The organism is Pseudomonas syringae, assembly GCF_021606685.1.
Classification (GTDB): Bacteria; Pseudomonadota; Gammaproteobacteria; order Pseudomonadales; family Pseudomonadaceae; genus Aquipseudomonas; species Aquipseudomonas syringae_R.
This window is the reverse complement of sequence record NZ_WKCB01000004.1, coordinates 54,887-69,637: the sequence shown is the minus strand read 5'-3', so window position 1 is coordinate 69,637 and position 14,751 is coordinate 54,887. Positions and strand designations below refer to the sequence as shown.

11 protein-coding genes are annotated in these 14,751 nt (G+C 62.3%); all 11 read right to left on the bottom strand.

What is annotated here, in order from left to right; all coding sequences use genetic code 11:
• Nucleotides 1-54: 54 nt before the first annotated feature.
• Nucleotides 55-945 carry a transglutaminase-like domain-containing protein gene (locus tag GIW02_RS02810; protein WP_236410496.1) on the bottom strand — a complete coding sequence of 297 codons (891 nt, stop codon included), beginning with the start codon at nucleotides 943-945 and terminating at the stop codon, nucleotides 55-57.
• The gene (locus GIW02_RS02805) at nucleotides 945-3,431 is read right to left on the bottom strand and encodes a circularly permuted type 2 ATP-grasp protein (protein WP_236421770.1); all 2,487 of its coding nucleotides are present in this window, start codon (nucleotides 3,429-3,431) and stop codon (nucleotides 945-947) included. Before GIW02_RS02805 ends, GIW02_RS02810 begins: the two co-directional genes overlap by 1 nt.
• 194 nt (nucleotides 3,432-3,625) lie before the next feature.
• Nucleotides 3,626-6,916, bottom strand: coding sequence for a transglutaminase family protein (locus GIW02_RS02800; protein WP_236421769.1), 3,291 nt, complete (start codon nucleotides 6,914-6,916; stop codon nucleotides 3,626-3,628).
• Nucleotides 6,917-7,103: 187 nt separating this feature from the next.
• Complete coding sequence (locus GIW02_RS02795; protein ID WP_236413343.1) at nucleotides 7,104-7,553, bottom strand: hypothetical protein; 450 nt, start codon at nucleotides 7,551-7,553, stop codon at nucleotides 7,104-7,106.
• The gene (locus GIW02_RS02790; protein ID WP_236413341.1) at nucleotides 7,546-8,469 is read right to left on the bottom strand and encodes an NAD synthetase; all 924 of its coding nucleotides are present in this window, start codon (nucleotides 8,467-8,469) and stop codon (nucleotides 7,546-7,548) included. Before GIW02_RS02790 ends, GIW02_RS02795 begins: the two co-directional genes overlap by 8 nt.
• Nucleotides 8,470-8,627: 158 nt before the next feature.
• On the bottom strand, nucleotides 8,628-10,931 hold the full coding sequence (locus GIW02_RS02785) for a YgiQ family radical SAM protein (protein WP_236413339.1): 2,304 nt from the start codon (nucleotides 10,929-10,931) through the stop codon (nucleotides 8,628-8,630).
• Nucleotides 10,932-11,029: 98 nt separating this feature from the next.
• Nucleotides 11,030-12,424: a replicative DNA helicase gene (gene dnaB, locus GIW02_RS02780; RefSeq protein ID WP_101265926.1), complete on the bottom strand. Its 1,395-nt coding sequence runs from the start codon at nucleotides 12,422-12,424 to the stop codon at nucleotides 11,030-11,032.
• A 111-nt stretch (nucleotides 12,425-12,535) separates the two neighbouring features.
• Nucleotides 12,536-12,982 (bottom strand): 50S ribosomal protein L9, encoded by a 447-nt coding sequence (gene rplI / locus GIW02_RS02775; RefSeq protein WP_003171376.1) that lies wholly within the window; start codon nucleotides 12,980-12,982, stop codon nucleotides 12,536-12,538.
• 18 nt (nucleotides 12,983-13,000) lie between these two features.
• Complete coding sequence (locus GIW02_RS02770) at nucleotides 13,001-13,894, bottom strand: hypothetical protein (RefSeq protein WP_236413336.1); 894 nt, start codon at nucleotides 13,892-13,894, stop codon at nucleotides 13,001-13,003.
• Nucleotides 13,895-13,930: 36 nt separating this feature from the next.
• Entirely contained in the window at nucleotides 13,931-14,161 is a 231-nt protein-coding gene (rpsR, locus tag GIW02_RS02765; RefSeq protein WP_002551829.1) for a 30S ribosomal protein S18, read from the bottom strand.
• A 28-nt stretch (nucleotides 14,162-14,189) separates the two neighbouring features.
• The gene (rpsF, locus tag GIW02_RS02760; RefSeq protein WP_003236224.1) at nucleotides 14,190-14,612 is read right to left on the bottom strand and encodes a 30S ribosomal protein S6; all 423 of its coding nucleotides are present in this window, start codon (nucleotides 14,610-14,612) and stop codon (nucleotides 14,190-14,192) included.
• Nucleotides 14,613-14,751: the final 139 nt, after the last annotated feature.

The window sequence follows — 14,751 nt, the reverse complement described above, 5'->3', positions numbered from 1 at the left end:
TGCCACTACAAGCCGGGTTGCCACAAAGCCTGCTTACGACAGTAAGACCGGCAATCACTCCAGCGGCATCACCGTCACCCGCACCTCCGGGTCATGGCTCCCTCCCCCCAGAATCACCCCCCGCAACGGCGACACATCAGAGAAATCCCGGCCCCAGGCCAGGGTGATGTGCTCCAGTGCCGGCTGCACATTGTTCGTCGGATCAAAATCCACCCAACCCGATACCGGGCAATACACCGAGACCCACGCGTGGGAGGCATCGGCGCCGATCAGGCGTGGCTGGCCGGGCGGCGGCTGGGTCAGCAGGTAGCCGCTGATATAGCGCGCCGCCAGGCCCCGCGAGCGCAGGCAGGCGAGCATCAGGTGGGCGAAGTCCTGACACACGCCGCGACGGCGCTCCAGCACTTCCACCAGCGGCGTGGCGACCTGGGTGGCTTCGGCATCGAAGGTGAATTCGCTGAAGATTTTTTCCATCAAGGCCTGCACACCCAGCAGCAAGGGCAGGCCGGGGGGGAAGCAACTTTCGGAGAACTCGACGAAGGTTTTTTTCAGGTGCACGTAGGGCGATTCGAAGCGATAGCGGCAGGCTTCGATCATGTCCAGTGACAGTGGCTGGCTGCTGTAGGTCAGGCTGTCTCGGGTCTGGTCCCAGGGCGACGATTGCTGGAAGTCCAGCACTGGCCGCGCCAGCACTTCCACGGTCAGTCCGGCATTCACCAGCAGTTCGTCGTGCGGCCGCTCGAACGCCAGGCGTGTGATCGGGTTGCCGAACACGTCCAGCTCATCGCGACGCGCAGTAGGCTCGGGGCTGATGTCCAGCTGCTGCCAGGTGCAACGCTGCCAGGCACACGGCCGGGGCCACAGGTGCGCCAGTTGCTGGGCCAGGGACACCGGACTGTCGTAGTGGTAGTGGGTATCGTGAAAAATCTGATAACGCGCGCTCATTACACCGACACCGTTTGCTGGCTGACATCATCCACATGGGCAAAATGGCGCAACGCCAGGCGGTCCGAGACCTGCCCGCTTTCATCGGCGACTGCTTGCAGCAGGTCAGCCAGGCCGTCCAAGGCCGCACGCACGCTGGTTTCGCCAAACAACGGGTTCTCCAGGCACCCCAGGTCGAAACGCGCCAAGCGCTCCACCAGCGGTGCCAGCCCCGTTTCGCGCGGTACGCCAAAGTCGTCGTTGAGGCGACGCAGGGTGCGGCTCACCAGTTTCAGCTGGAACAGCACGGCGTGGGGGTTCTGCTCATCCAGCAGCAACAGGTCGAGTACCGGAATCAGTTGCGGCACCGCGAGGTAGCGTGAGCGATAGGTGATGCTGCTGTTGCCCAGTTCCAGCAACCACTCCAGCCCGGCCTGATCGAACACCGCCACACCCCGCAGGAACGCCGCCAGGCTGCTGCTGAGAAACTGCAGGCGCTCGATGCGCCGGCCCATCATCAGGAAGCGCCAGCCTTCGTCGCGGGTCATGTCGTCCAGGGCAAACCCGGACAACGCCGCCAGTGACATCACCAAGCGGTTGAGGAAGTCCAGCAGCTCGCCAAAATCCGGCGCCTCGCTTTCCAGCTCCATGGCTTCGCGTTGCAACTCAACCAACGCCTGCCAGTTCTCGCGGGACAACTTGCCGCGCACCTGGGACGCCGCCCACTGCAAGCGCTGCAAGTTGGCACGCAGGCTCGATGGCCAGTCATCGCCCAGCAAGGCTGCCAGCAACCGTTCGGGCAGCTCGCCCTCCTCCGGCAACAGGCGCAGGTTTTCCCCCAGTTCGACCGCCGCCTGCAACGCCAGCGGATCGTCGCCGTCGACGTAGCGCGCGAGCACGATACGCAACCAGCGCGCGCTGTCATCGCAGCGCTCGCAATAACGGCCAAACCAGAACAGGTTTTCCACCACGCGCGATGGCAAATAGGGGTCGCGGCGCACCAGATCATGGGCGCCAATCGCCCGTTGCGCACGCCAATGCTCACCACCGGCAGCACGCTCGCCGAGCACCCAGGTGTCTTTGCTGGCACCGCCGCGCTGCATCGACACCACCTCGGCATCGGCTTCCGCGGCCACGCGGGTCAGCCCGCCGGGCAATACGCGATAGCCATCGCCACCGGCCACGGCATAGACGCGCATACCGATGGCGCGGTGTTGCAAGTGGTCATCCACCGTGTGCCACACCGGCGCCTGGGACAGCTGCGCCAACTCCTGGGCGACATACGCGTAAGGCCGCGCGCGCATGCGGTCAGCGAGGGCCTGGCGTTGCGCGTCGTTCAAGTCACGCCCGAACACCGGGGTAAAACTTTGCGAGGGGAACGCCGGCTTGATCAGCAACTCGGGCAGTTTTTCCAGGGCCTCGGCCAGCACCGGCGCCTCACCGCACCACCACGTGGCGATGGACGGCAGGATCAGCGCTTCGCCAAATAAAAACTCATTGATCTTGGGCAGGAAGCCCAGCAAGCCGGGCGATTCGAGCACGCCGCTGCCCAGTGCATTGGCCACCAGCACATTGCCTTGGCGCACGGCGCCGAGCAGGCCGGGCACACCCAGGGCCGAGTCGGTGCGCAGCTCCAGCGGGTCGCAAAAGTCGTCGTCCAGGCGGCGCATGATCGCGTGCACCCGGCGCAGGCCGCTGAGGGTTTTCAGGAACACGGTGCTGTCGCGCACGGTGAGGTCGCCGCCTTCCACCAACGGGTAACCGAGCTGGCGCGCGAGGTAAAGGTGTTCGAAATAGCTTTCGTTGAAACGCCCCGGCGTGAGCAGCACGATCAGCGGCGGTTGGTCATCGCCGGGCGCCTGGCGCGCGAGGGTTTCCTGAAGCGTGCGGAAAAAACCGGTGAGGTGCTGCACCTGCAGATCGCGGTACAGGTCCGGGAAAGCACGGGACACGATGGTGCGGTTTTCCAACGCATAACCTGCGCCCGACGGCGCCTGGGTACGGTCGGCAGTCACCCACCAGCGGCCATCCGGCGTACGCGCCAGGTCCACGGCATACAGGTGCAGGAAAGTCCCATCCGGCGGCTGGATGCCCTGGCACGGCCACAGGAAGTTGTTATGCCCGAACACCAGCTCAGCGGGCAGCAACCCCTCTTTGATCAAGCGTTGCGGGCCGTACAGATCGGCCAGCACCGCATTGAGCAGGCGCGCTCGCTGGGCGATACCCGCCGACAGGTGCTGCCATTCATCGGCAGCCAGCACATGGGGCAGCAGGTCCAGTTCCCACGGGCGATCCGCGCCCTTGGGGTCGGCGTAGACGTTATAGGTCACACCGTTTTCCTGGATTTGCCGGGTCAGCAACGCCTGGCGCTGAGCCAATTGCGCCGGCGTGCTGCGCTGCAGGTGGTCGAGCAGGCGCCGCCAATGGGCACGCACCGCTCCACTGTCATCGAGCAGTTCGTGATAAGTGCCCGCAGTCAGCGGGTAACGGTCGAGCAAGTCGGGCATGGAACGCTCGGCAGAGGCAAGGGGAGTCAGTTTAAATCAAATTCACTGCAATCCGATGTGGATGAAAACACCTGTGGCGAGCGGGCTTGCCCGCGCTGGAGTGCGCAGCGCTCCCATTTTTTGGGGCCGCTGCGCGGCCCCACGCGGGCCAGCCCGCTCGCCACAAAAGCACTTCCCTTGCACATGGGTCGCGCTTAGTCATTTTTATTGGGGAAGCGTCGCAGGTCCAGGGTCATCTGCCATTCGTCGTTTGTCCCCACAGGCGGGACCGGCGGGTTGCCTGGGCTATGCCCCAAGCGGAAAAACCGCGCCATCCGCCGGCTCTCGGCCTCGTTGGCATTCACCGGCAGGCTGTCGTAATTACGCCCGCCCGGGTGCGCGACATGGTACTGGCAGCCGCCCAGCGAGCGCTGCATCCAAGTGTCCAACAGGTCGAACACCAACGGTGCATGCACCGCGATGGTCGGTTGCAGGCAGTTGGCCGGTTGCCACGCGCGGTAACGCACGCCGGCGACGAACTCACCGACTCGGCCCGTGGGCTGCAAAGGCACCGGGATGCCGTTGCAGGTCAACAGATAACGCTGCGGCGGCAGGCCGCTCAACTTGACCTGCAAGCGCTCCAGGGATGAGTCCACATAACGCACCGTGCCGCCCACGGCACCTTCCTCGCCCAACACATGCCAGGGCTCCAGGGCTTGGCGCAGCTCCAGTTCGATCCCGCTGACCGCGTAGTCGCCGACCTTGGGAAAACGAAACTCCAGGTGCGCGGCGAACCATTCAGCGCGCAGCGGGTAGCCGGCGGCATTCAACTCGACGATCACGTCAGCGAAGTCCTGCTCGATAACGTGCGGCAACAAGAAACGATCATGCAGCTCGGTGCCCCAGCGCGCCAGTTTCGGCGGCGCGTAAGGCTCACGCCAGAAACGCGCGACCAAGGCGCGCAACAGCAATTGCTGGGTCAGGCTCATGCGCGCATGGGGCGGCATTTCAAACGCGCGCAATTCCAGCAAGCCCAGGCGGCCCGTGGCGCCGTCGGGTGAGTAGAGTTTGTCGATGCAGAATTCGGCGCGATGGGTGTTGCCGGTCACGTCGATCAGCAGGTTGCGCAGCAGGCGGTCGACCAGCCACGGCGGGCAGTCTTCACCGGGCGCGGGCATTTGCGCGAAGGCAATTTCCAGCTCGTACAGCGCATCGTTGCGCGCTTCGTCCACCCGTGGCGCCTGGGAGGTCGGGCCAATAAACAGGCCGGAAAACAGGTACGACAGCGACGGGTGGTTATGCCAATAGCTGATCAGGCTGCGCAGCAGGTCTGGCCGGCGCAGGAACGGCGAATCCTTGGGCGTGGCGCCGCCCAGCACAAAGTGGTTACCGCCGCCGGTGCCGGTGTGGCGGCCGTCGATCATGAACTTCTCAGTGGTCAGGCGGGTTTGCCGCGCCTCTTCGTAGAGAAACTCGGTGCGCTCCACCAACTCGTCCCAGGTGGCGGACGGCTGCACGTTGACCTCGATCACACCCGGGTCGGGCGTGACTCGGAAGTTGCTCAAGCGCGTATCCGCCGGGGGCTCGTAGCCTTCCAGCAGGACCGGACAGTGCAGCTCTTCGGCGCTCGCCTCGATGGCGGCCACCAGCTCCAGGTAGTCTTCGACGCGCTCCAGGGGCGGCATGAACAGGTAGAGGCGGCCTTCCCGCGCCTCGGCGCACAGCGCGGTGCGGGTCAGCCAGTCGGCGGATTCGTCCACCTTGGGCACGCGTTCATCCACCGGCGCAGGCTCGCCGTGGCTTTGCAGTTGGGAAGTGCTCGGCAGTTCGGGCTGATCCTGGTTAGGGTCAGTCGGATGCACAAACGGGTACTCCGCCGCCGTCACCCAAGGCTGCGAGGCCAATGGCAGGCGATAGCCCAGCGCAGAATCCCCCGGCACCAGGCGGCAATGGTTGTCGCGCAGGTACCAGCGCCCGCTCTGCCAGCGATCATTGGCGGCGGTGCGCGCCAGCGGCAGCACTTGGCCGATGACTTTATCCAGGCCCTGGCTGAACACTTTGCGCAGGCGTTCGCGCTCCAGGTCGTCGCTCAGGCGCGAGTCCTGGGCAGTGACGTTGTGCGGCAGCGCACCTTCGCGCCACAGGTAGTAGAAATTGTCTTCGAAGGCCGGGAACACAAAGCGCGCCGGCAGCTTGAGGCGCTCGGCCACGCTGGCCAGAAAGCGCCCGGCCAGCACGCCATCGGCGCCGTAGTCCTGCTGCTCGTCGGCGATCAGCGCGCTGTTGTGCCAGATCGGCACCCCATCACGGCGCCAGTAGCAATTGAGCGACCAGCGCGGCAGCTGCTCGCCGGGGTACCACTTGCCCTGGCCAAAATGCACCAGCCCCTGGGGCGCGTAGTGGTTGCGCATGCGCTGGAACAGCTCGGCAGACAGGCGGCGCTTGTCCGGCCCCAGCGCAGCAGTGTTCCACTCGGCGCCGTCGGGGTCGTCGATGGACACAAAAGTCGGTTCGCCGCCCATGGTCAGGCGCACGTCGTGCTTGAGCAGGTCGCCGTCGATCTGCCGGCCCAGGGCCTGGATCGCCAGCCATTGCTCTTCGGTGTAGGGCTTGGTCACCCGCGGGGCTTCCCAAATCCGCTCTACCGACATTTCGTGGGTGAATTCGCACTCGCAGGGTTCAACCAACCCACTGATCGGCGCGGCGGACGATGGATCGGGGCTACAGGCCAACGGGATATGCCCTTCACCGGCGAACAGCCCAGAGGTGGCATCCAGGCCGATCCAGCCCGCGCCGGGCAAGTACACCTCACACCAGGCGTGCAAGTCGGTGAAGTCCACCTCGGTGCCGGACGGGCCATCGAGGGCTTTGACATCGGCGGTCAGCTGGATCAGGTAACCGGACACAAACCGCGCGGCCAAGCCGAGGTTGCGCAGCAGTTGCACCAGCAGCCAGGCCGAATCGCGGCAGGAGCCGGAGGCGTTTTCCAGAGTGAATTCCGGGGTTTGCACGCCGGGTTCCATGCGGATCAGGTAGCCGATATCAGCCGCCAGGCGCTGGTTGAGGCCGACCAGAAAATCCACAGCGGGCAACGGCGTACGGTCGATACCGGCCAGGTAGGCGGCAAACCTCGGCGTCAGCGGCAGGGTTTCGAGGTACGGCGCCAGCTCGCGCTGCTCATCGGCGGCGTAGCTGAAGGGAATTTTTTCAGCGTAGGGCTCAAGGAAAAAGTCGAACGGGTTGAACACCGCCATCTCGGCGACCAAGTCGACTTCGATGCGCAGTTCGTCAGTTTTTTCCGGGAACACCAGCCGCGCCAGGTAGTTGCCCTGGGGGTCCTGTTGCCAATTGATGAAATGCTGCTCGGGCAGCACTTTCAGCGCGTAGGACAAAATCCGCGTGCGGCTGTGGGCCGCCGGGCGCAAACGCACAATCTGTGGGCCGAGTTCGACAGCGCGGTCATAGCGGTAATGCGTAACGTGGTGCAACGCGACATGAATCGACACGGCGGCCTCCTGCGAGCCAGGGCATGGGCACAAAGCGCGCAAGACTTATGCCAGAGCGGCGGTCATTGCGCTTTATCGTAAGACCCGGTGCAGTACAGCACCAAAACGACGCGAACGGTGGGGCCGCGGTGCAAGTGATGCACATATTTGTGGCGCGCAGGTGAGGATCAGTGGTGAATCTACCCAGCTAGCGCGCTTTGTGGGGTGCGATGATGGCTTGGCGCAGCCGCCGCACTTCAACCAGTTTCTGGCGCATTTCGCGGTGACGCTTGCTGTTGAGCAGCAGCAACCCCAGCAGGGGGAACAACAGGCTCAAGCCGTAGGACAGCCAATGCGGGCCAAACGCAACAGTGGGCAACACCGCCAGGACACACAGTGCGAGCAGTATCACCAGCGGCCATACCCACTGCGGGCGGCCGCGCGCAATCATGAAATTGCACTGCACGATGCCCCACGTCAGCGCGAGGCCACCCCAAAAGGAATATTTGAGGTTGTCGTCCAGCGGCAAGCCTGGGAAATAACTGTCGAATATCAGCGGCACCGCAAACACCAGGCTGAACACCGCCGCGAAAATCGCGCCCATGAAGACCGGAAAATACTGCGCCAGGAAACTGCGAACGCCGGGCAGCTCATTCATCGCCCATCTCCTCATACAACCCCACGGCAATAGTGCGCACGTTCCCCGAGAGTGCACTGCCGGTAAACCCGATGGCAGCCCCCAGGGCATCCTGTATCTGGGTCACTGTTGCATGCTTGACCTGGGCTGGCGTGAAACGCTTGGTCGCCTCGCCGGACAACTGTTTCAACTTGAGCATTTTGGCGCTGATGCGCGGATCCTGAATGCTGAGCAGCTCTTTCGTCAGCTTGGCGCGCTCTTGCCGGTTCAACCCACGCAGTACGTCCCTCACGCTCTTGCCGGTGGTGGCCTGATTCAAGCGCACCAGTTTTACCGTGGTCAGCGTCGACGCCCCAACCCCGATCAACGACGCAGCGTCCAGCGCGATCATGGTGTACTGATACCACTGCGCACTGTCGAGCTGGTCATTTTTGGCGGGATTACTGATCTCGTTGCTGACGCGATAGCCACTGGCGAAACACTGAAGTGTGCTGGCGGTGGCGGCGGTGTAGCCGATGGCCGTAATCACGCTGCTCGCGCCCGCCGTGAACGGCACGGCGACGGTGCCGCTGAGCACGACGATCCAACCGATGATCGCGCCTGCGCAGGACAGGGATGTGTTGATCGCCTCGCCCACCAGGCGTGATTCGCGGGGATTGTCCTGCACCTGTTGCGCAAATTGCGCCGGGGCGATGTATTTCTGCGCTTCACGCAAAATGATGCGTTTGGGCGCAATGCTGCAGATCGGCTGAAACTCCCGCAGGGTGACCACGTTGAAATCGGCGTCGATGTACACAACGCCCGCGCCGACGATAGCGGGGTCGGCATCGATGGCGGCGAACAGGCGCGGCAGGTTGATCTGGCTTTCGATGCGCTGGCGCGCCATGAACTGGGAGCGGTTGGAGTCCATGCCGATGCCGGCCAGTGGGTTGCCCATGGGTGTTCTTCCTTGAAAGTGATGGTGGCCGGTCGGGCCTTATCGGGGGCTTGCCCCCGATAGCGATTTAATGGCCGCCACCTTAACAAACAGACTTCCCACCGGCTAGAAAGCAAAACGCCAGCACAAGGCTGGCGTTTTGCATGTTCAGGCTACGATCAACGCGGCACGACCGGCTTGCGCGCAGGCTTGCCGCCCTTGCCCTTGGCCGCATCGCTACGCTCTTTGGCCGCCTGCTTGTTGCGCGCCTGCGCGGCAGCCTTGGCCTGTTCGCGCTTGTCCCACGGGTTGCTGCCGTCGCTGCCACGCGGTGGCAAACCGGTGTGCTGGGTGAGGATCTTCGTCGTCGTTTCCTTGGCGACCTTGTGGCTGCCGGCCGGCGTTGAGTTCTTGCGACGCGCGCTCTGGTAGCTATCGGTGGACGGCTGATGCAGCGGGATCAGTTGGTCCTTGCCCGGCCCGATCAGGTCGGCACGGCCCATGCGGGTCAACGCTTCACGCAGCATCGGCCAGCCTTTCGGGTCGTGGTAGCGCAGGAACGCCTTGTGCAGACGGCGCTGTTCTTCGCTCTTGACGATGGTCACCGCGTCGCTCTTGTAGGTGACCTTGCGCAGCGGGTTCTTGCCCGAGTGGTACATCGCGGTGGCGGTGGCCATCGGCGACGGGTAGAACGCCTGCACCTGGTCGGCGCGGAAGCCGTTGCCCTTGAGCCACAGGGCCAGGTTCATCATGTCTTCATCGGTGGTGCCGGGGTGGGCGGCGATGAAGTACGGGATCAGGTACTGCTCCTTGCCCGCTTCCTTGGTGTACTTCTCGAACATGCGCTTGAACTTGTCATAGCTGCCAATGCCCGGCTTCATCATCTGGTTGAGCGGACCTTCCTCGGTATGTTCCGGGGCGATCTTGAGGTAGCCACCGACGTGATGGGTGACCAGCTCTTTGACGTATTCCGGCGACTCAACGGCCAAGTCGTAGCGCAGGCCGGAAGCGATCAAAATCTTCTTCACACCCGGCAGTGCACGGGCGCTGCGGTACAGCTGGATCAAGGAGGAGTGGTCGGTGTTCAGGTTCGGGCAGATGCCAGGGAACACGCACGACGGCTTGCGGCACGCGGATTCGATTTCCGGCGTTTTGCAGGCGATGCGGTACATGTTCGCGGTCGGGCCGCCGAGGTCGGAAATCACCCCGGTGAAGCCTGGGACCTTGTCGCGGATCTCTTCGATTTCGCGGATGATCGATTCTTCGGAACGGTTCTGGATGATGCGGCCTTCGTGCTCAGTGATCGAGCAGAAGGTGCAGCCACCGAAGCAGCCCCGCATGATGTTCACCGAGAAGCGGATCATGTCGTAGGCCGGGATTTTTTCCTTGCCATACACCGGGTGCGGAACACGTGCGTAAGGCATGCCAAACACGTAGTCCATTTCCTCGGTGGTCATCGGGATGGGCGGCGGGTTGAACCACACGTCCACTTCACCGTGCTTCTGCACCAGGGCGCGGGCGTTGCCTGGGTTGGTTTCCAGGTGCAACACGCGGTTGGCGTGGGCGTAGAGCACCGCGTCGCCACGGACTTTCTCCACCGATGGCAGGCGGATCACGGTCTTGTCGCGGGTCATCTTGGGGCTGGCCAGGATCTGCACGACCTTGGCTTCTTCCGGATCGTCCTGCGGGCCCTTTTCCTGCTCGATGGCGCAGGCCTCGGTGTCCTGGGTGTTCACGTACGGGTTGATGATCTTGTCGATCTTGCCCGGACGGTCGATACGCGTGGAGTCCACTTCGTACCAACCGGCAGGCGTATCACGGCGAATGAACGCGGTGCCGCGCACATCGGTGATGTCTTCGATTTTGTGGCCCCACGACAGGCGCTGGGCCACTTCGACAATGGCGCGCTCGGCGTTGCCGTACAGCAGGATATCGGCGGTGGCGTCGATCAGGATCGAGTTGCGCACGCGGTCCTGCCAGTAGTCGTAGTGGGCGATGCGGCGCAGCGAAGCCTCGATGCCACCGAGCACGATCGGCACGTTCTTGTAGGCTTCCTTGCAGCGCTGGCTGTACACCAGGCTGGCGCGGTCCGGGCGCTTACCGGCCATGCCGCCAGGGGTGTAGGCGTCGTCGGAGCGGATTTTCTTGTCGGCGGTGTAGCGGTTGATCATCGAGTCCATGTTGCCGGCCGCGACGCCGAAGAACAGGTTCGGCTCGCCGAGCTTCATGAAGTCGTCTTTGGACTGCCAGTTAGGCTGGGCAATGATCCCGACGCGAAAGCCCTGGGACTCCAGCAGCCGGCCGATGATCGCCATGCCGAACGACGGATGGTCAACGTAGGCATCACCGGTGACGATGATGATGTCGCAGGAATCCCAGCCAAGCTGATCCATCTCCTCCCTGCTCATCGGCAGGAATGGCGCAGGACCGAAACATTCGGCCCAGTACTTGGGATAGTCAAATAACGGCTTGGCTGTTTGCATGACGGTGACCGGTGTTGAGATGAAAAATCGCGGGCGCGGAATATAGCACAAATTTTGACCAATTCCGACCTTTGCAGTCGGAATTGAAAGCGCTGTGTTTACTCGTCTTCGAAGTTGTAGCTGCCCGGCGCCAGGTTCTCGAAGCGCGTGTATTTGCCGATAAACGCCAGGCGCGCGGTGCCGATCGGGCCGTTACGCTGCTTGCCGATGATGATCTCGGCGACACCTTTGTATTCGGTTTCCGGGTGATAGACCTCATCCCGGTACACGAACATGATCACGTCGGCGTCCTGCTCGATCGCTCCGGATTCCCGCAAGTCGGAGTTGATCGGGCGTTTGTTCGGGCGCTGCTCAAGGGAGCGGTTGAGCTGCGACAGGGCAACCACCGGGCAGTTGAATTCCTTGGCCAGGGCTTTCAACGAGCGGGAAATCTCGGAAATCTCGTTGGTACGGTTATCACCGCCGGAGCCCGGGATCTGCATCAGCTGCAGGTAGTCGATCATGATCAGCGCGATGTCGCCGTGCTCACGCACCAGTCGCCGGGTACGCGCACGCATTTCCGACGGGCTGATACCGGCGGTGTCATCGATAAACAACTTGCGGTCGTTGAGCAGGTTGACCGCCGAGGTCAGGCGCGGCCAGTCGTCATCTTCCAGGCGGCCGGCACGCACCTTGGTCTGGTCGATACGGCCCAGGGACGACAACATACGCATGATCAGCGATTCACCTGGCATCTCCAGCGAGTACACCAGCACCGCCTTGTCGCTGCGCAACACGGCGTTTTCCACCAGGTTCATCGCAAAGGTGGTCTTACCCATGGACGGACGGCCGGCGACGATGATCAAGTCGGACGGCTGCAGGCCGCTGGTCATGCCATCCAGGTCGGTGTAGCCGGTGGACAGGCCGGTAATAGCGTTGTCGGTGTTGAACAGGGTATCGATGCGGTCGATGGCCTTGGTCAGCAGGTCGTTGACGCTGACCGGGCCGCCGGTTTTCGGGCGGGCTTCGGCGATCTGGAAGATCTGCCGTTCGGCCTCGTCGAGAATCTCTTCGGCGGTGCGGCCTTCCGGGTTGAAGGCGCTGTCGGCGATTTCGGTGGCGATGCCGATCAACTGGCGCAACGTGGCGCGCGCGCGAACGATCTGGGCATAGGCCTTGATGTTGGCGACCGACGGCGTGTTTTTAGCCAGCTCACCGAGGTACCCGAGGCCGCCGACCTGAGAAGTCTGGCCTTCCTTGTCGAGTTGCTCGGCCAGGGTCACCACGTCGATCGGTGAGTTCTGGTCGGCCAGCTTGGCGATGGCCCGGAAGATCAGGCGGTGGTCATGGCGATAGAAATCACCGTCCGAGACTTGATCCAGCACGCGTTCCCAGGCGTTGTTGTCCAGCATCAAGCCACCGAGCACGGCCTGTTCGGCCTCGATGGAATGCGGCGGCACCTTGAGGGCAGCGGTTTGCAGATCGTATTGCTCAGGAGCTGAAATATCGTTCATGGCCACTTGGAATTTGGGGAGTGTAGAAAAACAAAAGGCACGACCTGTAAACAGGATCGTGCCCGATGTTAACCGGCTGGCACGCGAGGTGCCACCCAGTTAGGTGCTGCTTTAAGCTGCTACCACGACAACGCGTACGGTGGCTTCAACTTCGGCGTGCAGGTGCACGGCTACGTCGAATTCGCCTACGTTGCGGATGGTGCCGTTCGGCAGACGAACTTCGCTCTTCTGCACTTCAACGCCGGAGGCGGTCAGTGCATCAGCGATGTCGTGGGTGCCGATCGAACCGAACAGCTTGCCTTCGTCACCGGCAGTGGCAGTGATAGTCACTTCCAGCTCAGCCAGTTGGGCAGCGCGAGTTTCGGCCGAAGCTTTTTTGTCTGCTGCGGCTTTTTCCAGCTCAGCACGACGCTCTTCAAACGCAGCCAGGTTGGCAGCGGTTGCAGCGGTGGCTTTGCCGTATGGCAGCAGGTAGTTACGACCGTAGCCGGCCTTAACGTTCACTTTGTCGCCCAGGTTGCCCAGGTTGGCGACTTTTTCCAGAAGGATCAGTTGCATGTGAAAATCCTCTAACTTTTAACCTTCACCGTTCGCGTTATCGGCGTCTTTCGGCGCCAGACGACCGCGAAAATCAATCAGGCCGTCGACAATGGCCAAAACCACGAGTAACGGATAGATCAGCTGCATGAACAGCAACAGCGTGACGTACAACCCCACCAGCCAAAACTTGGCCAGGCGCTTTCGCGCAACCAGCCCGTGAATCAGGGCCAGCCCGGCAAACACCAGCGGTACGCTGCAAATTGGCGCCAGCAAGGCCATCTGGGTACCGAAGTTCGGCCCGACAACCATGCACGCCAGCAGCAACATCGCCGGCCCCGCGGGGATTCTGATACTGCGAAACTCGCGACCAAAACCACCCGGGTTGTACAACAACGCCTGCCAATAACGCCCAAGAATCAGGCTCAGCACGCTGACGATCTGCATCAGTGCCGCTATCAGGCCGGTCAGGACCGGTGCAATCAGTGACGCGAAACGCGCTCGCTCATCTACCGACAATTGCTGGTAGAGATCCCCGAGAGCCAGCGGCAGGATCTTGACGATCTCCTGCGCCAGCGCCTCGATATGCGGGCGGAAAGCCGCGCCAAGCATCACTGAGTACACCAACCCCAATGCCACGCTGACCAGCAGCGTGCGGACCCAGGACTCACTTGCGCGCAAAACCAACGCAAGGCTCGATGACCCCAGCAGTACCAGAAGTACCCGTGGATCGTCGAATTGCAGCCACCAGACCAAGGCCGGTAGCAGTCCCAGGGCAAGAACGCCAAGGGCGTCCTTCAAACCGCGCCGCAGAAGCACAAGGCAACCTGCAGCAGCACCCAACCAATAAAGCAACGGCAATGCCGCACATCCAGCCACTACCAGAGTGGCCTGCACACGACCGCGCATGATGAACTCAGCTAAGGCGCGCATGCATTCAATCCCTTACTACTTGTCGACTGCCCGGTCTCAGCGGCCGTGGCTGTCGGTGTAGGCCAGCAGGGCCAGGAAGCGGGCGCGCTTGATAGCGGTGGCCAGCTGACGCTGATAACGTGCTTTGGTACCGGTGATACGGCTTGGAACGATTTTGCCGGTCTCGGATACGTAGGCTTTCAGAGTGTTGAGATCTTTGTAATCGATCTCTTTCACGTCTTCAGCGGTGAAGCGGCAGAATTTACGACGACGGAAGAAACGTGCCATTTGATAGGCTCCTTAAAAGGTCCGTGGATTACTCGTCAGCGTTATCGCTGTTGTCGCTGTCATCACTATCAGCGCTATCAGCGCCTTCGTGCTCAGGACGGTCGCGACGCTCACGGCGCTCACTGCGGTTTTCTTCAGCCTTGAGCATCTCGGATTGGCCGGTAACGGCTTCTTCGCGACGGATGACCAGGTTACGGATCACTGCATCGTTGTAGCGGAAGTTGTCTTCCAGCTCGGCCAGGGCCTTGCCAGTGCACTCAACGTTCAGCATCACGTAGTGAGCCTTGTGAACATTGTTGATTGCGTAGGCCAGTTGACGACGGCCCCAATCTTCCAGACGGTGGATTTTGCCGCCGTCTTCTTCGATCAGCTTGGTGTAACGCTCAACCATGCCGCCGACTTGCTCGCTTTGATCCGGGTGGACCAAAAAGATGATTTCGTAATGACGCATGAATGCTCCTTACGGGTTGTAGCCTGCCGCTCAAAAACGGTCAGACAAGGAGTGAATGACACTTATGGATCTTGCCACAGGGAGGCACATCGGTGCCCGCCAGGAAGGCAAGGGGCGCAATTGTAGAGAAGGGGAAGAA

Excerpts from the sequence above, each read along its gene's own strand:
- dnaB (WP_101265926.1), bottom strand. The coding sequence starts at position 12,424 with ATGAACGATATTTCAGCTCCTGAGCAATACGATCTGCAAACCGCTGCC.
- rplI (WP_003171376.1), bottom strand. The coding sequence starts at position 12,982 with ATGCAACTGATCCTTCTGGAAAAAGTCGCCAACCTGGGCAACCTGGGC.
- GIW02_RS02810 (WP_236410496.1), bottom strand. The coding sequence starts at position 945 with ATGAGCGCGCGTTATCAGATTTTTCACGATACCCACTACCACTACGAC.
- GIW02_RS02805 (WP_236421770.1), bottom strand. The coding sequence starts at position 3,431 with ATGCCCGACTTGCTCGACCGTTACCCGCTGACTGCGGGCACTTATCAC.
- GIW02_RS02785 (WP_236413339.1), bottom strand. The coding sequence starts at position 10,931 with ATGCAAACAGCCAAGCCGTTATTTGACTATCCCAAGTACTGGGCCGAA.
- GIW02_RS02790 (WP_236413341.1), bottom strand. The coding sequence starts at position 8,469 with ATGGGCAACCCACTGGCCGGCATCGGCATGGACTCCAACCGCTCCCAG.
- rpsF (WP_003236224.1), bottom strand. The coding sequence starts at position 14,612 with ATGCGTCATTACGAAATCATCTTTTTGGTCCACCCGGATCAAAGCGAG.
- GIW02_RS02795 (WP_236413343.1), bottom strand. The coding sequence starts at position 7,553 with ATGAATGAGCTGCCCGGCGTTCGCAGTTTCCTGGCGCAGTATTTTCCG.
- GIW02_RS02770 (WP_236413336.1), bottom strand. The coding sequence starts at position 13,894 with ATGCGCGCCTTAGCTGAGTTCATCATGCGCGGTCGTGTGCAGGCCACT.
- rpsR (WP_002551829.1), bottom strand. The coding sequence starts at position 14,161 with ATGGCACGTTTCTTCCGTCGTCGTAAATTCTGCCGCTTCACCGCTGAA.